The sequence below is a fragment of the Archangium minus genome, from assembly GCF_044360475.1.
GTDB classification, from domain to species: domain Bacteria; phylum Myxococcota; class Myxococcia; order Myxococcales; family Myxococcaceae; genus Archangium; species Archangium minus.
In genome coordinates this window covers 13,027,209-13,046,682 of record NZ_CP043494.1, presented here as the reverse complement: position 1 = coordinate 13,046,682, position 19,474 = coordinate 13,027,209, and the positions used below count along the sequence as shown (strand labels likewise).

Here is a 19,474-nt window from a genome sequence, read left to right as displayed (position 1 = left end):
TGCTATCTCCTGATGGGGGCGGCGGATGTAGAAACAGAGGTTCAGGCCCTCACGAAGCAAGACGTGTCCGTTCGGTGCGGAGATACGATTTTGCCAGCGGCTCGCATGAGGCCCTTGGGTATATCGACACACCCGCGCGTCCGAACTGCCCCTTATCGCGAAGCAATGGACACAACCCCATCGAAAGGGACGGCACGCAGTGCCCTGAAGACACCGTTGTTGGAGTATGGCGCGAACGGAGGTCCTGGCTGATGACAAGAACGGTGATGAAGCGAACCCTCGTGCTGTGCGCGTTGGAAGCAATCGCGTTGTCCGGCTGTAGCCGCCAGGGTGGAGAGGTCTTGCAACTCCTCCCATCGCCGAATGGGGCCTACCGGGCCGTCGCGCTGGTGTGCCCCAAGGGCGCGAACGAGCGATCCACCGTGCTCAAGGTGGTCCGCGCAGGTGAACCGACGACCTGCGAGGCCCCGTCCCTACAGGAAGAGACGCTGACCTCCAGCGACCCACCGCGCATGGCCTGGATGTCGAACTCCCTGCTGGTCATCGATTCGCGGGGAGCGCCTACGGACAGGATCCTGCTGGGCGAAGTGTCGTTCGCGTTCGCACCATGGCAGGTCTCGGCCCCGTCGCTCGATTTGTCGAACATCGCGGGAGACCCCTCGGCCCGCCCCACCGCCGACGCGGGAGAGCAACCCTCCAAAGTTCCTCCCGTCGAGTCGGTCTGCCGCTTCCCGGGCCTGACCTTGCCCTCCGACTTCTCCGTACTGGCCGGCGGCGCCTACGCAGGCAAGGAGAGCTCGGTGCATATCGACCAGAGTGGGAACACCGCCACGACCATGACGGTGCTCGTCGACAACCCCCAGAAGCCCGTGGTGCTGATGCTCGGTGCCTACGAGCCCACCATCTGGACGATCAAACGCGCAGCGGGCACGACGCTCCTCGCCGTGCTGGCCAGCGGTTACCATCGGCAGGTCGTCACGGGACTGGATGCCACCACGCCGGTCGCAATCCATACGTACGACAACAAGAGCCCGTGCGGTTTCTTCTACGTGGACAAGCGCAACCTCGAGAAGCTCAACCCCATGGCCCAGCGGTTCTTCGGGCGCGATGTCGACAAGGTCTACCCGGCATACAACGGTGTGCTCACCCTGAGCGAATCTCCAGCTCCGCTCTCCCCGTGGGTGGGCCGGGGAAACGCACCGGTGGAGTCGTACATCGAAAAGACGGTGCCGCCCTCACCCGAGGAAGAGCTCGACGAGGCCCTGCGTAAGGGCCAGCTCCGGCGCGCGACCCTCGGTGACAAGAAGCAGTGGGAAGCGGAAATGGCGCGCGTGGCGCCCAGCCGCGGGTTGTCACCCACCGAGGTCCAGATGCGGTCCCTCCGCGCGAATTCGTCGGGCACCTTGGACAGGGCCTACGTCGTGCTGAAACCCATGACGTTCCCGTCACGACTCTACGGCTCGCGTTCGGTGGTGTTCTTCATTCCGAAAGGCGTGGAACGTCCGCGTGGCAATCCCGGCCATTCCTCCGTCTATGATTTCAACGACATGACTTGCACCGGCGTGGGGTGCATGTAGCCGTTGCGCCATAGCGGATTTTCCATGCAGGCGCCACGAGGAAGGCGTCTCCCTCTCTTTGTTGGGCGAGCGGCTACCGGACCTGTTACTGCTCTGGGCCAGACACGGAGAGCAGACATGGCTAGAGGCGCCTTCTTCAATGTTCCACTCCACGGGCACGTCAATGCCACGCTGCCCGTGGTGCGGGAGCTCGTCGACCGAGGGGAAGACATCACGTACTACCTCACCGACGCGTTCCGGCCCCAGGTCGAGCGGGCAGGTGCGCGGTTCCATCGCTACGAGAGCACGTTGGAGAGGGAGATAGGTTTTCTCCCAGCCCGGATGCCTGGGGAGAGCCGCCATGTGCTCTCCCAGCTGTTGGAGGCCGTGCGCGCGGAGCGCCCCGACTACCTGGTCTATGATCCCATGTGCCTGTGGGCGCGGATGATCGGGCAACTCCTGCGAATCCCCGCCATCACGTTTCGGCCCACCATGGCCATCAATCCCCAGGCAGGCCCGTTCGCGGCGTTCCTCAAGAGCAGGGTGTCCGCGTTTCCAGGAGTGTTCGAGCAGGCGGCCAAGGAGTTGGGGGAGCTGACTCGGGAATACGGCCTGCCTCCGACCGACCTCATGGGCATGCTCGGTCAGGTGGAGCCGCTGAACCTGGTCTGCGTGCCGCGCTCGTTCCAGCCGGGAGGCGACACGTTCGATGAGAGCTTCGTCTTCGTGGGCCCCTCCATCCGGCCGCGCGGGGACGCCGGTGACTTCCCCTTCGCGCATCTCGCGGAAGGCCCGACGCTCTACATCTCGCTGGGGACGATCTTCAACAACTGGCCGGAGTTCTACCGGATGTGCTTCACGGCCTTCGGTGGGACGCGTTGGCGCGTGGTGCTCGCCACGGGGCACGCGGTGAACCCGGCGGAGCTGGGGCCCATCCCCGACAACTTCCTGGTACGCCCCTCCGTGCCACAGTTGGAGGTCCTGGAGCGCACGGACGTCTTCCTCACCCACGGTGGTGCGAACAGCCTGATGGAGGCGCTCTCCTACGGCGTGCCGGTGGTCGTGATTCCGCAGATGGCGGAGCAACCCCTGAACGCGCATCGGGTCGTCGAGCTGGGGCTGGGGCTCGCGCTGGACAAGGACACCGTGACCGTGGAGCAACTCCAGCAGGCGGTGGCCCGGGTCTCGAGCGAGCCGGAGTTCCGGACGAAGGTGCGGGCCATGCAGCAGGATGTTCGCGGCTCGGGGGGCTACCACCGTGCCGCCGAGGCCATCCTCGAGTTCCGAGCCCGCCAGGGTTGAACTCCGGGCGGGGGCGCAACGGGGGCGTTGCGCTCCGTGCCCTCAGTCTGGCTTCAGGATGATCTTTCCGTGCGCTCGGCCCGAGGCCTGATGGCGAAGCGCGAGCTCCAGCTCCGCGAGCGAGTGTTTCCGGTCCACGAGGACCTGGAGCGAGCCAGCGTCGCAGAGTCCGGAGATCAGGCCGAGGCGCGTGGCATCGGTCTTGTGGCTCATGCGGGAGGCCGACACCGCGTGCGCCTTCGCCAGAGCCTCATCCGGCGGTGAGGTGATGCTGACGAGAACGCCGCCCGCGCGGAGGACCGGGAAGGAGCGCTGCTGCGTCTCCCCGCCGACCGTGTCGAGCACGACGTCGATGCCGGACAGCTTCGTGGAGAAGTCCTCCGTCCGGTAGTCGAGCACCTCGTCCGCGCCGAGCCGCCGCACGAGCTCCACATTTGAGCCCGAGGCCGTGGCGATAGTCCGGGCGCCCGCGAGCCTCGCGAGCTGCACCGCGAAGCTGCCAACGCCGCCCGCGCCCGCGTGGATCAGCACGGTCTGACCGCGTGTCAGGTGGGCTGTCTCGAACAGGGCCTGCCAGGCGGTACCGGCCGCGGTGGGCAGCCCGGCCGCTTCATCCAACGACAGGTGGGCCGGAGCGGCGGCCACATGCGTCGCGGGAACGACGGCGTATCGGGCGAAGGCGCCCCCGCGCATGGGATCCGGACGCGCGATGACCCGGTCTCCCTTGCGCCAGCGCGCCGCGAGCGGGCCAGCGCCCTCGACGGTACCGGCCAGATCGATGCCGAGCGTGTAGGGGAAGGACAGCGGAAAGACCTCGCGCCGCTTGCCCCCCAGGAGCAGGAGATCGAGCGGGTTGAGGCTGGCCGCCTCGACGCGGATCAGCACCTCGTCGGGTCCGGGCTGCGGCGTGGGGATGTCCTCGATGACCACGTTCCCGAGGTCGCCATAGCCCTGAATACGAGCGGCCTTCATGACACGGCCTCCGAGGGGATGGTGGAGTGGGCGGGCCAGGCTCCGACCTGGTGGAGCATCCCGAACCAGTCCTCGAGGTGCCAGGTGTGGGTGATCCGGCCGTTCTCGAGGTGGTGGAACTCGTGGATGGGGACGTGGATGGCCTTCCCGGTGGGAGCGATGCCGAACCATTCCCCCTGGTGCGTGCCGGTGATGAGGGCGCGCACGCCGGCCCGGCCGGGCGCTCCAATGATTTCCTGGATGGAGATCCGGACGTCGGGAAACGCCGCGATGAAGCCCTTGATGACGGGTTTGAGCCCCTCGGGCCCCGGGCCCTGAGCGGGTGCCAGCGGAATGTCCTTCCAATCCGTGGACAGCGCTTCATCGAGAAGATTGGGATTCTGCTCGTTGAACGCGCGGTAGAATGTCTCGATGGAGCGCTGCTCGGTGGCTGTCAGCCCTGTCACCTGGGATGGCGCCGTGTCTTTCTCTTTCATGCGTGTCTTCGCCTCGTGGTTGGGTTTGGGACGTGCCCGACGAGGACAAGATAGGTGGGCTGGGACCATTATTGAAATCGATTGATGGTATGTGTGATCATCCACGGCATGGATTTGCACGGCATCGATCTCAATCTGCTCGTCGCCTTCGACGCGCTCATGGCGGAGCGCAGCGTCACTCGGGCCGGGACGCGGATCGGAAGGACGCAGCCGGCGATGAGCGCCGCCCTGGCACGGCTGCGCGCGCTCCTGCGCGACGAACTCTTCGTGCGGGGTCCGAGTGGGCTCCAGCCGACGCCCCGGGCGCTCGAGTTGGCAGAGCCGCTCTCGCGCGCGCTGGCGCAAATCCAGCGCACGCTGGAGTTCACGCAGGTGTTCGAGCCAGCCTCCTCGACGGGGACGTTCACGATTGCCTTGCAGGAGCATCCTGCCTTCGTCCTGCTCCCGCGCCTGGTCCTGGCCCTGCGCACCGTGGCGCCCCACATCACGTTGCACGTGCGCGGCTTCACGGCACGGGACGAAGCGATCGGCATGTTGGATGCGGGTGAGGCGGACGTGGCTGTCGGGGTGCCTCCGGCATCGACCGATCGGATCCTCACGCGCCCCTTGTTCGAGGAGCGCTTCGTCTGCGTGCTGCGTAAGGAGCATCCGGCGGTCCGCGAACCGCTCGACCTCGACGGCTTCCTCGCGCTGTCACACCTGCTGGTGTCACCCGAGAATGATCGCTTCGGTCACGTGGACGCGGAGCTCGCGAAGCGTGGCCTGAAGCGCCGGCTCGGGCTGACGCTCCCTCAGATGTACGCGGCGCCGAAGCTGGTGGCCTCTTCGGACATGATCGCGACCCTGATGGAGGGGGTGATCGAGGCCTCGGGGATGGCGCACGCGCTTCGCGTCCTGCCGCCGCCGGTGGAGTTGGCGCCCGCGGTCTTCGTCCTGTCCTGGCACCGGCGCAACGATGCGCATCCTGCGCAGCGCTGGTTCCGCGACTGCATCGCGGCCCAGGTCCCGGAGAGGGAGTCGAAGAACTCGAGCGACGTGACCCGGCACAACACGCAGCGGGAAGGAGAGAAGCGGAAGAGGCGTTGAGACGTCCCCACGCCCGGGCCTAAGTATTGTGGCTAGGGAGCAAACTGCGTCGGTGAGCAAATCCTCCCGGAAACTCCAAAGCCATTTACAGCCCATCTTCGGAAGGTTTGGATACCCTCGCCCCATAGGTCCAGAGGTACCGCCCAGCATGAGGAGCCCGAGGTCAATTTATGGGGAGGCCACCCTGTTCTGGGTTCGTCCGGCCCACTCGGCGGATCTCGTTTAGAAACCGGTCCCGCTCGTTCGGTGTTTCGACATTGATCACCTCGGCCTGCGCCATGGTGAGAAGCTCATGCGCCTCACTTACGGTAGAGGGGGAACCGGATATGATGTAGGCACAGAATCGCGGGGTCCGCTTGAGAGTACTGCGGTCGAAAATCTTGCTCCAAGCGAGGAACGTTTGGCTGATCTCGCGCAGATCCTTCCTCACATCTACGCGGGTACCAACAACAGGCTCCATCAGGAGCAGTTCTCGGCTACCAGGAACAAAGTGGGTTATTTGTCCTGCGTAGTCAGCGGAAAGACTTAGGGTTTCACCCCTAAAATGCCTGCGAACATAGTGAGCGACCTTCCACGTCTGGAAGAAACGGTTACCTACGGCCTCTCGCCGAGGTGCATAGGGTGCTCCCTCGCGCTGATCATCTGGGCCGATGGGCCGGTGCGGCAAGACAACTTGCTCCACCCACGCAACAGGATCCACCACCCCAACAGGGATCTCTTTCTGTGATGCGAGTTCCACATGGGGGCCTATGCTGGCCGGGAGTGCATCGAAGCGGGTTGTTGCACCAAGATCTTCTAGCACCATCTGCATGGTGCTCCATGCAGCCATGCCCCCAACGCAGTTTACTCCTGGTACAAATGGCGCGCGCACGACATGCACCCGACGCCTCTCATCTGCAACAAGAGCAGCGAGTGGCACGCGCATGCCAGAGAAGGGGTCAGGCACAAAATGTACGATGCGAAAGTGCGCGCTCATAACGAGGTAGTCCTGATTTTATCAAGATACTCTTCTACAATCGACGATGCACGTTGAAGGCGCATCCACAATGCTCCCGCTAGCAGGGCCTCCTCAGGCTCAAGAGCTAGGCGGCATGCCTCCTGCACGATCATATGAGCGAATGTGCTCGATAAGTTACGCGCAGCCTCAGCCGCCAAGAGGGCTCCTTCTTGGAGGAGGTCAACAGGAAGCCCCCGCGCGAGGTTCCGCACATCAGGAGTCGAGAGCGCCGCTTGCGCGAAGTCCTTCGGATGACCCACCAGCGCATTGCCCATATCGATTCCCCAAGCCCTGAGTTCCAGGTGGGTAGGGTCGGGCTGCAGGAGGATGTTGCCTGCGTGCCTGTCCCCATTGTGCAGAATCGCGTCGAGGGTCATCAGGCGCCCGAGGGCGTCCATGTTCACAATAAAATGAACGCGACTCGAGTTCCAGTGCGTAACCGGCTGGACGACGCGGCTCAGCCACGAAGCGTCATTGCCTTCACCTGAGATCGCGCCTTCCGGCACAGGCGCCTTCAACTCTCGCCCTAGGAGCAATCCCAAAGCTTCTGCCAGGAGGGGTTGGCAGCCAGTATTCATCACCGACTTACGCACCCACCTGCGTCCGTCACTGCTGAGTGCGTAAGACGCATCACTCGAATTATCAATGGGCACGGTGTGGTCATCCACAACGGATGCCACGCGCTCAATACGGTCACCAAAGAGCGTAGGGAGCACCACGCTCTCATGTACCTTGGCCATGCCCTCTCCTCAAGACCCGCAGCATTGACCTGATCTCCGGGTCGACGCAACTGTCGGCCCACCCTGGGAAGGTGTCAGATACTTCGTACGCTCACGCAACTCCCTCATCGCCTGGCTCGTGGATTCATGCCCCAACCGCCGCGGGCTGCTCGAGAGCGCCCGCTCCGGGTCTCGCGGAGACGATGCTAGGCTCAGCCTCCTCGCCCCGGTCCCCACGCACACGGGACTCCCTGTTTCGGGGCCTGGAGCCGCCCCACCATGACCACCTTCCTGGAGTCGGACGAAGAGCTTGTCCTGCTGACGAGCTGTGCCGACACGGCCGAGGCCTCGCTGGTGCGCAGCCTGCTGGAGGCGCACGGCCTCACCGCGCTCGTCCAGGGCGAGCACCACCACGCCATGCAGGGAATGATGAGCGAGCTGCAGGAGGTGCGGATCCTCGTCAAGAGGAAGCACCTCGCCGAGGCCCAGGCGGTGCTCGATGCCTCCTCCGTACCGGACGAGGAGCCGGCCTCCCCTCCTCCGAGTGCCGGGTCCACCATTGCTCCGGCGCCCGGCCCGGCGAAGCTGGAGGCGCCGGATACCCGGCGTGCTCGCCGGCGCAAGCGGCTGGCCTGGGCGGTGCTCATCTTCCCGTTCGTGCCATTCCTGATCCGGTTGTTCGAGCAGGACGCCTCCAGCCGGCGCACCGAGGTCCCCTCGTTCGCCGATGACCATCTGTTCCTAGGTGAGGTCCTCCGCCATCTGCGGCGGTACGGCGAGGCGGAGCTCCACCTTCGAAAGGCCATCGCCCTCTATCGGCAGCGGTTCGCCGCCTCCGAACGGCAGGCGGCTTCCCTCCAACTGGCGGCCGTGCTCCTGGAGTGGGAGCGGCCCGTGCTCGCGGTCTCGGCCCTGGAGGAAGAGCTCCGCGCCATCCCCGGGTCGGCGGAGGAGAGTCCTGAGCGCTACCTCCGCCTGGAGGCGCTGGCCCTCGCGCATCGGTTCGCGAACCAGCATGAGGAGGCGGTGAAGGTCGCCAGGCGTGCGCTCGCGCTGGGGGAGCGGCTCCACGGAGAAGCACACCCGGAGTTGCTCGACCTGCTCGAGACGTACGCCGGAGCCCTGCGCGCGCTCGGCCGCGGCGAGGAGGCGCTCGTGCTGGAGGCCAGGCAGCAGCGGAGCTCCGCGCAGCAGGTGCCGTAAGGCCGCATTGGCACCTCGGGAGCCGGAGTCTTGACGGTGAGTGGGTCGCTTCTACGATCGCTCGATGGAATCCGAACTGAGGAGCGTCCTTTCAACACCAGGCGCCTTGTGGGCCTTCGTCACGCACACCGAGAGGGTTTCTGTCTCGGGGTTCGATGAAGTCGTGAAGTCGTTGGAGGCTCGGGTGGAGCGCGCCACCTGCCTCTACCATGCGATAACGGCGGGTCCCGGGTCTGGAATGGTCTTTCTGGTGGACGTGGATGTCCTTCAGGTGCGCGGGAAGGAGGTGTCGCGCACAATCTATACCTTCCAGGACAACGGGCTTTTCCCCACGACCATGGACTCCGTCCTCGGCGAGCTCGGAAGCACGAGTGTCCGGCGTAGCTACAACACCGTCATGGAGTGTCAGTTGTTGACGGAGTTGCGCGCTCTGAACGCCGGCGAGCCGGGTGCCATCCGGCGGGTCCTGTGTGTGAAGGATGAGGCCCTCGCTGATTTCCTCTATGTGGACAACCGGGAGAAGGTCCTGGAGTGGCTCGATGGCCGTAAGCCCATGACTACCGAGCCCGGCACGCAGCTCAGCGTTTTCTGCGAGGCCCCAAGCTATTACAAATCCCTGTTCGTCGGTTTCTACTCCCCGAGCTCCGAGCTGGCCCCCTTCATCGAAGCCGAGCTCGCGAAACAGGGAGTCGTTTTCAAGAAGTAGCGGGACTCGGGTCCACGGGCGATGTCTATACAAAGCCGGCTGACTTCACGACGAGCAGCGTGTTGCTTTGGTTCAACATTCACGTTTCACCCATGGGCCAGGGTGTCACGCAGCCGGCCCATGGTTTCAGTCGTTCTCTCGCCGCTCCAGCTCAACAGCGCAACGCCTGCAAGGTGCACTTCAAAATTCAATGAAGGCATCCCTTTTGAAATAGAACTCAAGAGCACGCACCAGATCCGCCGCCTGAAGGTCGGGTCTTTGTAGCATCGCATTCCTCACGACCGACTGTACAACCTGGATATCAAGTACAGGGACGAGGGAGAGCCTCTTCGCTTCGTCAGGAAGCTCATCTGAGTAGGGATCGCGCTCCAAGACCGCACACCGCGTTTCAGCCGTCCACGGTGGTCTTGTCTCCGCGAAGAGGAAGTCCTGCCAGTGGAACTCCTCGATGCGCTGCAGCACGTCACCGAGAAGCGCGAGCTGACTGTCCATGATCGTTCACCTCTCCCCTCTCCCATACCTCCCTCATGGGTGAAGCGGGTGCAGGGGCTCCCTCGACTCAAGGGGTGCGCTACCCTGCGCATGCATCCAGACGACTACGAGGGACACATGAGACCGGAGGACACGCAGCACCTGATGCATGCCATCGACCTGGCACGACAGGCCCGAGCTCGGGGGGACAACCCCTTCGGCTCGGTGCTGGTGGACGCGAAGGGGCGCGTCCTGCTTGAGGGAAAGAACAGCCAGGGGACGACGGGGGACTGTACCGGCCACGCGGAGTCCAACCTCATGAGCGAGGCCACCCAGCGATACCGTCCCGAGGAGCTCGTGGGCTCCACCCTCTACGCCAGCACCGAGCCGTGCGCCATGTGCGCGGGTGCCATCTTCTGGGGCGGCGTGCGGAGGGTCGTCTTCGCGCTCTCCTCCGAGCAACTGAGCCACTTCGTCAACCCCTCCGCGCCCACCCTGCGCATGTCCTGCCGCGACGTCTTCGCCCGCGGCTCCGAGCCCACCGAAGTGGTGGGGCCGGTGGCGCTGCCGGAGGCCCGTGAGGTGCACGAGGGCTTCTGGAAGTAAGCGAACTGTGCGGGGCTCGGTGAATGGAGCCTCCTCGGGTTATGAGTGTGCGCAACCATGTCCACACCCATGCCGTCCGTCCTGACCGAGGTCTCCATCCAAGCCGCATGGCAACAACTCTCGGTGCTCGGCCCGTCCTGGTCGAGCCTGACCGCGACGCCCCTCACCGCGGCGGTCGCCCTGCTTGGGGCGGTGACGCTGCTGAGCTGGGTGTTGCAGGTCGTCACTGGCAACTACTCCTGGGTCGACCGGCTCTGGTCCGTGATGCCGCCCGTGTATGCTTGGGTCTTCGCCCTGTGGGGTGGTAGCCCCAACCCCCGGCTCGTGCTGATGGCCGTGCTCGCGACCGCCTGGGGCGCGCGGCTCACGTTCAACTTCGCGCGCAAGGGCGGCTACATCCCGACCGAGGAGGACTACCGCTGGGCCTTCGTGCGTGACTGGCTGGCGAAGCACGATCCGCTGCATCCGCTCGGACGCGAGCTCTTCAGCCTGCTCTTCATCGCGGTCTATCAGCACGTCCTCATCGGCCTGCTCATCATCCCCGCAGCGTTCGTCGTGCACGGGCTGGGGAGTGGCGTCGCGCCTGGCGCCGGAGACATCCTCGCCGCCATCGCCTTCCTCGCGTTCCTCGTGGGTGAGACCGTGGCCGATGAGCAGCAGTGGCGCTTCCAGCAACGCAAGGCGCGTCTGTCTCCCGAGGAGCGCGCACGGGCCGGTGGTGACTTCGCGCGCGGCTTTCTCACGACGGGGGTGTTTCGCTACTCGCGCCACCTGAACTTCTTCTGTGAGATCAGCCTCTGGTGGGTCATTGGCTGCTTCACGTTGCTGGCGGGAGCGGAGGTGCTCAACTGGACCTGGGTGGGGCCGGTCCTGTTGACGCTGCTCTTCCAGGGCTCGACAGCGCTGACGGAGGCACTCTCCGTCCGCAAGTACCCGGCCTACCGCGAGTACCAGCGGACGACGTCGCGTCTGCTCCCGCTGTGGCCGCGCGGCTCTTTCGACTCGCAGTCCTCGCGGGACTCGTCGCGGACGGAGCAGCCGGGTTGACTTGGTTCTCGAATCGACTCCAGAGGATGCCATCCATGAACAAGAAGCTCATTTCCGGCCTGTCTTCCCTCCTTCTGCTCGGAACCTCCACTCCCTCATTTGGAGAAGAGTGGACCGGTGATGGGCAGCCCTTCAAGTACATCTCGAGCTGCGAGCTCGATCTCGACAAGAATGGCCTGCCCGATATGGTCATCCTGGCCGAAACGATCCAGGGCCGTGAGCTCATCGCCATTCTCAAGGAGAAGAAAGGGCTCAAGGCCTTCTCGATCTGGACGGGACCGGCTTCCAATGGAATGCACCTGAGGTGTGAGTTCGCCCAGTTCAAAATCAAGGAGGCTCCCACGGCCTCGGCGGATGAACCTGGGAAGGTCCACAAGACCAACGGGGCGGTGATTCATCTCTTCAAGCCGGAGTCCTCTCAACGCAGCTTCTACTGGGACAAATCCCAGTTCAAGGAGGTCAGCACGGGTGATTGAGCAACCCGGGCGGCAAGGCGCTGGGCGGAACACGACGCTCCACTCCCTTGTCGTCTAGAGCGCGGGCGCTGGTGACAGCGGAGGCGGGTTCATCACGGCCTGCTGCATCATGGCTGCTCGCGCGATGTCCTCGCCGTGACGCATGCGCAGGCGGATGGTGGCGGGCGTGAAGTCGAGGACGTCCCCCAGCGGCCTCTGGGGATTGAGCACGGTGATGGGGCAGTAGCGGTAGGCGCTGCCATCCTCCCTCTTCAGCTCCAGCCCCATCTCGTGGGCCTGCCGCACCAGGTCGTTGATGCGGATGAACTCCTGCACGTCGTTGAGCAGGATTTCATTGATGGTGATGTCCGTGAGGCTGCGCTTGGCGACGTCGATGATGTTGGCGGGGCGGACCACCTGCTCCGACGCTCCCGAGCTGCACGGGATGACCACGATCTCGGTCGGGTGGAAGGCCAGTGCATCCCCGAGCGGGGTGACGTTGCGCAGGCCTCCGTCCACGAACGCCTGCTCGCCGATCGCCTCCCAGATGACGGGCATCGTCGCGCTGTGCCACACCGCGTCCAGGAAGTCGGGGGCATCGCTGTCGACCTGCTCGTACTCTCCCGACACGAGCGAGACCCGGCCCACGTGGGCGGGGATGCGGAAGGGCCTCCCCGAGGCGTGCTTCTGGATGAGGGCTCGCAACGGTGAATCATCGTAGAACCCGAGCTTGCGCTGGACGGCGAGCCGGTAGGCCACGACGGGCCAGGAGAACTTCCGGTAGATGTCTTCCTCGCGGATGTTCAGCCAGAGGTTCATCAACCTCGCGTACTCCTGCTGGGCGAGGAGTGTGGCGTTGAGGGCCCCCACGGACACTCCGAGGATGCGCTCCCAGCGGAATCCGAACTCCTCGCGAAGGACGCGCTCGGCGCCGATCTGGAATGCTCCCTTGGCCCCACCTCCGGACAGTACGAGCGTGGCAACACGTTCCGACATGGCAATCGCCCCCGTGGATACGGTTCCATAGCGGTGCCGCTCAGGGGCTGGAATCACCCCGAAGCAGGAGGGAAGGGTCTCGGGCGAGACGCCGGAAGCCTCCGAATTGAATGGGCAAGCTGGAGTCTCGTGTTAGATTCCCTACTCTTCCTGACGGATAGGAAGCGAAAGGGTCATCGCAATGTCTATGAAGACGGGTTCGCGGTTCGTGATGTCCACCCTCGCCGTGGCGGCACTGTGGGCCGCGCCGGCCGTGGCGGCCGAGACGGGTGATTTTAGTGCCTGCTACGAGGAGTACAATTACTGCGTCGAGCGGGCAAACCAGGAGCCGGAGGACTGGATTCGGGACTACAGCCTTCAGCAGTGCTACTCCTTTCTCAACCTCTGCTTTGCAACGCTCTACTGTGGCGATGGCTACTGTGACCAGAGTGTTGAGACCAGTTATTTCTGCCCGGCGGACTGTCATTAGTCCCGTGTAGCGGGTTGCTCCACAGCGCCCGGGGTCTTCACTGTCAGGCCCCGGGCTGCTGGCTACTCGATGACGATGGGCACTTCGATCCACTCATAGAACTCGGCGAGGCAGGAGCTGAAGCCTTCGCACGCCTCCACGCCGGCGCCCCCCTTGCCATACACCCTCAGGACATAGCTGCCGGCCTTCAGCGCGGGCAGGGTGATGCGGACGTGGTTGCCATCCATCAGGAAGGCCTCCACCTGCTGCGAGTCCGTTCCGCCCTTCACATCCACGTCCACCTGCGAGAGCCGGTCGGTCGCCGGCAGCCACTCGATGTCGAACATGGCCCCACTGCGAAGGGTCGCCTGCTCCTGGCCATTCACACGGATGCGCCGGGGCGCGCGGAGCGCCTGGAAGACAGCGCGCATCTTCGTGCGGCCCTCCGTGAGGAGAAACTCGGTGCGCGGCTCGTCGACCGGGCGCAGCGTGCCATCGAAGCTGGGGTACTCGCAGCTGAAGGCGCCATCGAAGCTCAGGTGTGTATCTCCCCGGCTCCACACCTCGGTGGCCTCCCCGTTGATGGTGAGGCGGGTGTCAGCGGGGACTCGGTAGCAGTCTCCGCCCATGCTCCAGTCGAAATGGAGCACGGCCGTCTCTTCTGTACTCGTCTGCGGGACGTAGAGCCTCAGGTTCGGAATGTCTCGCAGCTCCCGGTGGAGGGGCTCGCGTCCGCAAGCGGTGACAGCCAGGGCCAGCAACGGCATGAGCTTTTTCATGGGCGCGCCGCCTTGCAGGGTCCACGCCAGCACTTGGATACAGGGAGTTGCACCGCGTGGTGTGCAGCCGGTTGTACGGCGGGTGCACACGGGGGACACGCGTTGCACGGATGCGAAGCACCACCTGAAGTCCTGGCGGCCGAGCACGGAACGTAACGTCGCCCATCAGCCAGGCGAGCGAGGCCCCCAGCGTGTCTGGAATTTCGGTGCGTCCAGGAGGGCCACCCAGGAGGGGAGCGCTGAATAACCGGGGCGAGCACTTTGTTCGCGCCCGAACGCCTATGATCCAGCGTGCGGGCGCGACAACGTCACGGGGACGGGTTCTCGCCTGCGGGTGTGCTCATCGATGCTCGATATTCCAGGGTACAGGGTTCTTGACCTCATTCGGGGCACGGGCTCGAACGCGCTCTTCCATGCAGTGCGTAAGGCCGACAGCCTGCCTGTCATCATCAAGACGCCCCTGGTGGCCTCTCCGGGCCGCGCGGAGAGCGAGCGGTACCGGCGCGAGTTTTCAATCCTGCAGCGGCTGCGGGACGTGCGGGGGGTGGCGAAGCCGTACTCCTGCGAGTGGATCGGCGAGCGGCCCTTGCTGTTGCTGGAGCGGGTGCAGGGCGAGCCCCTGTCCGAGTCCACGCCAGCGGGCCAGCCCCTGGAGCTGTCCCGGTTCCTGACTCTGGCCCTCTCGCTGGTGGCCACCCTGGGGGAGGTCCACTGTCGCAACGTCATCCACAAGGACATCAAACCCTCCAACATCATCCTGGAGCCCTCGGGAGACGCGCGGCTCATCGACTTCGGCGTGGCCACGCTGCAGACGGTGGAGTACCTGGACGCGGCTCCGATGCACCTGGTCGAAGGGACGCTGGCGTACATGTCGCCGGAGCAGACGGGACGGATGAACCGGGCGGTGGACTACCGCACGGACTTCTACTCGCTGGGCGTCATGTTCTACGAGTTGTTGACGGGACGGCGGCCCTTCCAGGGGAAGGACGCGCTCGAGTGGTTCCACGCCCATCTGGCGCGGACGCCCAGGCCTCCGCACGAGCTGAACCCGCAGGTACCCCCGGCCTTGTCCGCGGTCGTCCTCAAGCTGATGGCGAAGACGGCCGAGGAGCGCTACCAGAGCGCCGAGGGACTCCGGGCGGACCTGGAGCGGTGCCGCGAGGTAGTGGGCCAGGACGTGCGAGAGGTATTCGCGCTGGGCACACAGGACACGCCCATCCGGTTCCAATTGCCGCAACGGCTCTACGGGCGTGAGGCCCAGGTGTCCACCCTGCTGGAGGCCTTCGAGCGGGTGTCGCGAACGGGACGGCCGGAGCTGTTCCTTGTCAGCGGGTACCCGGGCATCGGCAAGTCCTCGGTGGTGAACGAGCTGCACAAGCCCGTGGTGGAGCGCCGTGGCTTCTTCCTGAGCGGCAAGTTCGACCAGTTCCAGCGGGACATCCCCTACGACATCCTGGAACAGACCGTCCGGGAGCTGGTGCAGCAGGCGCTCGCGAGGAGCGAGGAGGAGATAGCGAAGTGGCGCCAGCAGGTGAACCAGGCCTGGGAGGGCCAGGGCCAGCTGCTCGTGGACCTGGTGCCCCAGATGGAAGCGCTGGTGGGCCCACAGCCCGCGCTCCAGCCGGTGCCCCCGGGAGAGGAGGTCCGGCGCCGCTTCTATTGGGTGATCCGCCAGTTCTACTCGGTCTTCGCCACCCCGGAGCACCCCCTGGTGGTGTTCCTGGATGACCTGCAGTGGGCGGACCCCGCCAGCATCCAGATGCTCGCCCATCTGCTCTCCGAGAAGGACATCCCACCGATGTTGTGGCTGGGCGCCTACCGGGACAACGAGGTGAGCGCCTCGCACCCGCTCATGCGGATGTTGGAGGGGGTGCGCAAGGAGGGTGGGAATCTGAGGGAGCTCCGCCTGGAGCCGCTGAGCGTGGCGCAGGTGGAGCAACTGGTGGCCGACACGCTGCCGGGCTCGACGCGGGAGGTGGTCGCTCCCCTCTCGGCGCTGGTGCATGGGAAGACGGGTGGCAACCCCTTCTTCCTGCTGCAATTGCTGGTGGCGCTCCACCAGGATGGCCTGCTGGTGCGGGTGCCCGGAGGCGGCTGGCAGTGGGATGCCGAGGCGGTGCGGACGCGCGACTACTCGGAGAACATCGTCGACTTCATGGTGGGCAAGCTGCGCCAGTTCCCCGCTGGCACGCAGCACCTGCTGCGCCTGGCGGCGTGCGTGGGCAAGGTCTTCTCACTCCAGATGCTGGGCATCCTCGCCGACCTCGAAGAGGAGGGAGACGTGGAACAGGGGCTCGAGCCCGCGCTCCTGGAAGGCATGTTGGTGCGCTCCGGCCCGGCGCACTACCGGTTCCTGCACGACCGCATCCAACAGGCGGCCCATAGCCTCTGCTCCGAGTCGGAGCTCCAGGCCGTCCACCTGCGCATCGGCCGGCTGCTGCTCGGGAGCTTGTCCCAGGAGCAGCTGCGCGAGTCTCTCTTCGACGTGGTGGGCCATCTCAACGCCGGGACCGGGCTCATGGAGGACGCCACCGAGCGGCATCACCTCGCGCGGCTGAACGCCGAGGCGGGTGACAAGGCCAGGGCCGCGGTCGCGCTCCGCCCCGCCAGCACCTACTTCTCGACGGCCTTCTCGCTCATTCCCGGAGACCCCTGGGAGACGGACCATGCGCTGGCCTTCCATCTGCGACTCGAACAGGCGCTCTGTGAGCTCAAGAGCGGCAACATCGCCGAGGCTCGCCGCCTGGCCGAGACACTCCTCCCCCGGGCACGCTCCCGTTCGGACATCGCGGCCGCCTACGGCCTGAAGCAGGACGTCCACTTCGCCGCGGGTGAGCGTCAGGAGGGCGTCTCCTGCATGTTGGAATGCCTGGCGTTGCTGGACAGTCCACTCTCGCAGCACCCCACCTGGGAGGAGGCGAGGGCCGCGCATGAGGAGGTCTGGGCCCTGCTGGGGGAGCGTCCCATCGAGAGCCTCATCGACCTGCCGCTCATGACCGATCCGGACATGAGGCTGCTCATCGGTGCCCTCTTCAAGCTCTTCAATTCCGCGTACTCCACCAACCCCCCCCTGCTCGTCATCCTCTTGAGCCGGGTGGTCTCCCTCTCCCTGCGCCACGGCTACATGGAGGCCGCGGTGCCCGGCTTCGGCTGGTTTGGCGTCATCACCGGCTCGGTCTTCAAGCGGTACCGGGAGGGCCTTGCCTTCGCGAGGCTTGCCCGCGAGCTCGTCGAGCGCAACGACCTGTCCTCCATCCGGGGCGAGGTCTACCTCAGCATGCAGTTCAGCAGCTATTGGAGCCAGCCGCTCGCCCAAGCGCATGAGTTCGTCGTCAGCGGCTTCCAACACGCGCTTCAAGTGGGGGTCACGGCGACCGCTGCCTACTGCGGCCTCGATATCGTCCTGAACCGCCTGGCCATGGGACACAACCTGGAGGATGTCCACCAGGAGTCGCTCGTCCGCGGCGAGTTCCTGCTCAAGTCGGGCTTCCTGGATCCCCAGGAGTCGCTCCTGGTGACGCAGCGCTATGTGCAGCAGCTGCGCGGATGCACCCTCTCGTTCGGCACGCTCGATGGGGACGGCTTCGATGAGCGGGCCTTCGAGGCCCGGCTGCCGCCAGTCGCCAGGAGGAGCACGCGCACCTTCTGGGTCACCCGGCTCCAGTCGCGATTCATGTGCGGCGACTACGCGGGAGCCCGCAGAGCAGCGGACAAGGCGGCCGAGCTCCTGAAGGTCAACAATGGCATCCTCTACTTCCGCGAATTCAACCTCTACCGCGCCCTGGCCCTGGCCGCGTGTTTCGAGAGCGTCTCCGCGGAGGAGCAGCGCCAGTTCCTCGAGGACATCCAGCGTCACCAGCAACAGCTCGCGGAGTGGGCGGAGAATTGCCCCGAGAACTTCCACGCGCTCGAGCGGATGGTGGCCGCGGAGCTGGCCCGCCTCCAGGGGCGGCTGGATGAGGCGATACGCGCCTACGAGGAAGCCATGCGCTCGGCTCGGGAGACGGGGGCCACCCAGTACGTGGCACTGGCCGCCGAGCTCGCGGCGAACTTCTGGCGCACGCGTCAGGCCCCCCTCGTCGCCCAGGGCTTCGCGCGCGAGGCCCGGGCGGCGTACCTGCGGTGGGGCGCCCTGGGCAAGGTCCATCAGTTGGAGTCCCAGTGGCTCCACCTCTCCTCCGAGGCCTCCACCCAGGACGAGCTGACCACCAGCAGTACGGTCTCGACCCGCCTCGACGCGCTCACGTTCGTCAAGGCCCAGCAGGCCGTCTCCAGCGAAATCGTTCTGGAGCGGCTGGTGACCACGTTGCTGCACGCGGCGATCGAGAACGCCGGAGCCCAGAGAGGCGCCCTGTTGCTCCCCGACGGGGACTCGCTGTCGGTGGCGGCCATCTCCGATGCCCCTTCGGAGGGGGTGAGCCCCGAGCTGCCCTGGTCGCTCCTCTCCTATGTGCGGCGCACGCGGGAGCATGTGCTCATCGGCGATGCCTCCAGGTTGCACCCCTTCTCCGATGCGTACCTGACACGCAGCGGAGCGCGGTCGGTGTTGTGCTTGCCCCTGGTGAGGCAGGATCGGTTCTCCGGAGTGCTGTACCTGGAGAGCAACCTGGCGGCCAATGCCTTCAGCCCGGCGCGACTGACGTTGCTGGAACACCTGGCCTCCCAAGCGGCCATCTCCATCGAGAACGCCCGGCTGTACGAGGACGTCCAACACGCCCGGTGGGAATTGCGCCAGGCGAATGAAGAGCTGGAGCAGCGGGTGGAGGAGCGCACGCGAGAGCTCAGGCAGGCTCAGGCCCGGCTGGTGGATACGGCGCGCGAGGTGGGCATGGCGGAGGTGGCCTCCAACGTGCTGCACAACGTGGGCAATGTGCTCACCAGCGCCGTCGTCAACCTCGAGGTGATGCGCAAGGCGGTGGGCTCACTGCGCGTGGGTCGCCTGAGGCAGGCGGCGGCGCTCCTCGCGGAGCAGCGGGAGAACCTGGCGGACTTCCTGACGACGAACCCCCGAGGCCGGCAGCTCCCGGACTACCTGACGGCGCTGGGGGAGGAGCTGATGGGCGACCAGATGCGCCTGATGGAGGACATGGAGGCGATGAACCGGCACATCGAGCACATCCGCGCCATCGTCCAGGTGCAACAGACGTATGCGAAGAGCTCGCTGATGACGGAGGAGTGCGAGCTGGCCCAGCTCATCGACGACGCGCTACGCGTCCAGATGGCGGCATTGCAGCGCAACGGTGTCACCGTGCACCTCGAGCTGGGGGCGGTGCCGCGGGTGAAGGTGGACAAGCACAAGGTGCTGCAGATCCTCATCAACCTCATCAGCAACGCCCGGCACGCGTTGGACCCGATGCCCGAGGGAAAGCGCAACCTGTGGGTGAAGCTGAGGGCGGAGGGGTCGGTGGCCCGCATCCAGGTGGTGGATGATGGCGTGGGAATCTCCCCCGAGGTGAAGGGGAGGCTGTTCTCCCACGGCTTCACCACGCGCAAGGACGGCCATGGCTTCGGACTGCACTCCAGCGCGTTGGCGGCACAACTCCTGAATGGCCGCCTTTGGATTGAGAGCGATGGACTCGGCCGGGGGGCCGTGAGCACGTTGGAACTTCCGCTCCACTAGGTTGCTGCACAGGGGCTCCAGAGGCCCAGGTCGCC

17 protein-coding genes are annotated in these 19,474 nt (G+C 65.5%); 10 read left to right on the top strand and 7 right to left on the bottom strand.

Annotated features, from left to right (window positions below; all coding sequences use genetic code 11):
• Positions 1–266: 266 nt before the first annotated feature.
• Both F0U60_RS53940 and F0U60_RS53935 read left to right on the top strand, forming a co-directional pair.
• Entirely contained in the window at positions 267–1,577 is a 1,311-nt protein-coding gene (locus tag F0U60_RS53940; protein WP_395812332.1) for a hypothetical protein, read from the top strand.
• Positions 1,578–1,694: 117 nt separating this feature from the next.
• Positions 1,695–2,858 carry a macrolide family glycosyltransferase gene (locus F0U60_RS53935; protein ID WP_395812331.1) on the top strand — a complete coding sequence of 388 codons (1,164 nt, stop codon included), beginning with the start codon at positions 1,695–1,697 and terminating at the stop codon, positions 2,856–2,858.
• Positions 2,859–2,900: 42 nt separating this feature from the next.
• Here F0U60_RS53935 and F0U60_RS53930 read toward each other — a convergent pair whose 3' ends face one another.
• Positions 2,901–3,830, bottom strand: coding sequence for an NADP-dependent oxidoreductase (locus F0U60_RS53930; RefSeq protein ID WP_395812330.1), 930 nt, complete (start codon positions 3,828–3,830; stop codon positions 2,901–2,903).
• Positions 3,827–4,306 carry an ester cyclase gene (locus F0U60_RS53925; protein ID WP_395812329.1) on the bottom strand — a complete coding sequence of 160 codons (480 nt, stop codon included), beginning with the start codon at positions 4,304–4,306 and terminating at the stop codon, positions 3,827–3,829. Before F0U60_RS53925 ends, F0U60_RS53930 begins: the two co-directional genes overlap by 4 nt.
• A gap of 84 nt (positions 4,307–4,390) precedes the next feature.
• On the opposite strand from F0U60_RS53925, the gene F0U60_RS53920 reads away from it, so the two are divergent.
• Complete coding sequence (locus F0U60_RS53920; protein ID WP_395825880.1) at positions 4,391–5,392, top strand: LysR family transcriptional regulator; 1,002 nt, start codon at positions 4,391–4,393, stop codon at positions 5,390–5,392.
• A 163-nt stretch (positions 5,393–5,555) separates the two neighbouring features.
• Here F0U60_RS53920 and F0U60_RS53915 read toward each other — a convergent pair whose 3' ends face one another.
• Together F0U60_RS53915 and F0U60_RS53910 are read right to left on the bottom strand one after the other, a co-directional pair.
• Positions 5,556–6,203, bottom strand: a complete 648-nt coding sequence (locus F0U60_RS53915) for a hypothetical protein (RefSeq protein ID WP_395812328.1) — start codon at positions 6,201–6,203, stop codon at positions 5,556–5,558.
• Positions 6,204–6,364: 161 nt separating this feature from the next.
• Positions 6,365–7,129 (bottom strand): hypothetical protein, encoded by a 765-nt coding sequence (locus F0U60_RS53910; protein ID WP_395812327.1) that lies wholly within the window; start codon positions 7,127–7,129, stop codon positions 6,365–6,367.
• Between the two features lie 258 nt (positions 7,130–7,387).
• On the opposite strand from F0U60_RS53910, the gene F0U60_RS53905 reads away from it, so the two are divergent.
• A complete protein-coding gene (locus tag F0U60_RS53905) occupies positions 7,388–8,311 on the top strand; it encodes a putative signal transducing protein (protein WP_395812326.1) in 924 nt (307 codons plus the stop codon).
• A 40-nt stretch (positions 8,312–8,351) separates the two neighbouring features.
• Positions 8,352–9,017: a hypothetical protein gene (locus tag F0U60_RS53900; RefSeq protein WP_395812325.1), complete on the top strand. Its 666-nt coding sequence runs from the start codon at positions 8,352–8,354 to the stop codon at positions 9,015–9,017.
• A gap of 180 nt (positions 9,018–9,197) precedes the next feature.
• Here the strand turns inward: F0U60_RS53900 and F0U60_RS53895 are convergent, their stop codons facing one another.
• Positions 9,198–9,509 carry a hypothetical protein gene (locus F0U60_RS53895; protein ID WP_395812324.1) on the bottom strand — a complete coding sequence of 104 codons (312 nt, stop codon included), beginning with the start codon at positions 9,507–9,509 and terminating at the stop codon, positions 9,198–9,200.
• Positions 9,510–9,626: 117 nt separating this feature from the next.
• Between F0U60_RS53895 and F0U60_RS53890 the strand changes: the two genes are divergently transcribed.
• From F0U60_RS53890 to F0U60_RS53880, 3 genes are read left to right on the top strand one after another with little or no spacing between them, the layout of a single operon-like run.
• Positions 9,627–10,094: a nucleoside deaminase gene (locus F0U60_RS53890; RefSeq protein ID WP_395812323.1), complete on the top strand. Its 468-nt coding sequence runs from the start codon at positions 9,627–9,629 to the stop codon at positions 10,092–10,094.
• A 57-nt stretch (positions 10,095–10,151) separates the two neighbouring features.
• Positions 10,152–11,141 carry a DUF1295 domain-containing protein gene (locus F0U60_RS53885; RefSeq protein WP_395812322.1) on the top strand — a complete coding sequence of 330 codons (990 nt, stop codon included), beginning with the start codon at positions 10,152–10,154 and terminating at the stop codon, positions 11,139–11,141.
• Between the two features lie 35 nt (positions 11,142–11,176).
• Positions 11,177–11,617: a hypothetical protein gene (locus F0U60_RS53880; protein WP_395812321.1), complete on the top strand. Its 441-nt coding sequence runs from the start codon at positions 11,177–11,179 to the stop codon at positions 11,615–11,617.
• Positions 11,618–11,671: 54 nt separating this feature from the next.
• On the opposite strand, the gene F0U60_RS53875 is transcribed toward F0U60_RS53880, so the two are convergent.
• On the bottom strand, positions 11,672–12,592 hold the full coding sequence (locus F0U60_RS53875; protein WP_395812320.1) for a patatin-like phospholipase family protein: 921 nt from the start codon (positions 12,590–12,592) through the stop codon (positions 11,672–11,674).
• Between the two features lie 181 nt (positions 12,593–12,773).
• Here F0U60_RS53875 and F0U60_RS53870 point away from each other — a divergent pair, with 181 nt between their 5' ends.
• Positions 12,774–13,061, top strand: a complete 288-nt coding sequence (locus tag F0U60_RS53870) for a hypothetical protein (RefSeq protein WP_395812319.1) — start codon at positions 12,774–12,776, stop codon at positions 13,059–13,061.
• A 62-nt stretch (positions 13,062–13,123) separates the two neighbouring features.
• On the opposite strand, the gene F0U60_RS53865 is transcribed toward F0U60_RS53870, so the two are convergent.
• Positions 13,124–13,819 carry a hypothetical protein gene (locus F0U60_RS53865; RefSeq protein ID WP_395812318.1) on the bottom strand — a complete coding sequence of 232 codons (696 nt, stop codon included), beginning with the start codon at positions 13,817–13,819 and terminating at the stop codon, positions 13,124–13,126.
• A 346-nt stretch (positions 13,820–14,165) separates the two neighbouring features.
• On the opposite strand from F0U60_RS53865, the gene F0U60_RS53860 reads away from it, so the two are divergent.
• Positions 14,166–19,439 carry an AAA family ATPase gene (locus F0U60_RS53860; protein WP_395812317.1) on the top strand — a complete coding sequence of 1,758 codons (5,274 nt, stop codon included), beginning with the start codon at positions 14,166–14,168 and terminating at the stop codon, positions 19,437–19,439.
• Positions 19,440–19,474: the final 35 nt, after the last annotated feature.

Coding starts and splice junctions, on each gene's coding strand:
- F0U60_RS53940 (WP_395812332.1), top strand. CDS start 267: ATGAAGCGAACCCTCGTGCTGTGCGCGTTGGAAGCAATCGCGTTGTCC.
- F0U60_RS53935 (WP_395812331.1), top strand. CDS start 1,695: ATGGCTAGAGGCGCCTTCTTCAATGTTCCACTCCACGGGCACGTCAAT.
- F0U60_RS53930 (WP_395812330.1), bottom strand. CDS start 3,830: ATGAAGGCCGCTCGTATTCAGGGCTATGGCGACCTCGGGAACGTGGTC.
- F0U60_RS53925 (WP_395812329.1), bottom strand. CDS start 4,306: ATGAAAGAGAAAGACACGGCGCCATCCCAGGTGACAGGGCTGACAGCC.
- F0U60_RS53920 (WP_395825880.1), top strand. CDS start 4,391: ATGGTATGTGTGATCATCCACGGCATGGATTTGCACGGCATCGATCTC.
- F0U60_RS53915 (WP_395812328.1), bottom strand. CDS start 6,203: ATGCAGATGGTGCTAGAAGATCTTGGTGCAACAACCCGCTTCGATGCA.
- F0U60_RS53910 (WP_395812327.1), bottom strand. CDS start 7,129: ATGGCCAAGGTACATGAGAGCGTGGTGCTCCCTACGCTCTTTGGTGAC.
- F0U60_RS53905 (WP_395812326.1), top strand. CDS start 7,388: ATGACCACCTTCCTGGAGTCGGACGAAGAGCTTGTCCTGCTGACGAGC.
- F0U60_RS53895 (WP_395812324.1), bottom strand. CDS start 9,509: ATGGACAGTCAGCTCGCGCTTCTCGGTGACGTGCTGCAGCGCATCGAG.
- F0U60_RS53890 (WP_395812323.1), top strand. CDS start 9,627: ATGAGACCGGAGGACACGCAGCACCTGATGCATGCCATCGACCTGGCA.
- F0U60_RS53885 (WP_395812322.1), top strand. CDS start 10,152: ATGTCCACACCCATGCCGTCCGTCCTGACCGAGGTCTCCATCCAAGCC.
- F0U60_RS53880 (WP_395812321.1), top strand. CDS start 11,177: ATGAACAAGAAGCTCATTTCCGGCCTGTCTTCCCTCCTTCTGCTCGGA.
- F0U60_RS53875 (WP_395812320.1), bottom strand. CDS start 12,592: ATGTCGGAACGTGTTGCCACGCTCGTACTGTCCGGAGGTGGGGCCAAG.
- F0U60_RS53870 (WP_395812319.1), top strand. CDS start 12,774: ATGTCTATGAAGACGGGTTCGCGGTTCGTGATGTCCACCCTCGCCGTG.
- F0U60_RS53865 (WP_395812318.1), bottom strand. CDS start 13,819: ATGAAAAAGCTCATGCCGTTGCTGGCCCTGGCTGTCACCGCTTGCGGA.
- F0U60_RS53860 (WP_395812317.1), top strand. CDS start 14,166: ATGCTCGATATTCCAGGGTACAGGGTTCTTGACCTCATTCGGGGCACG.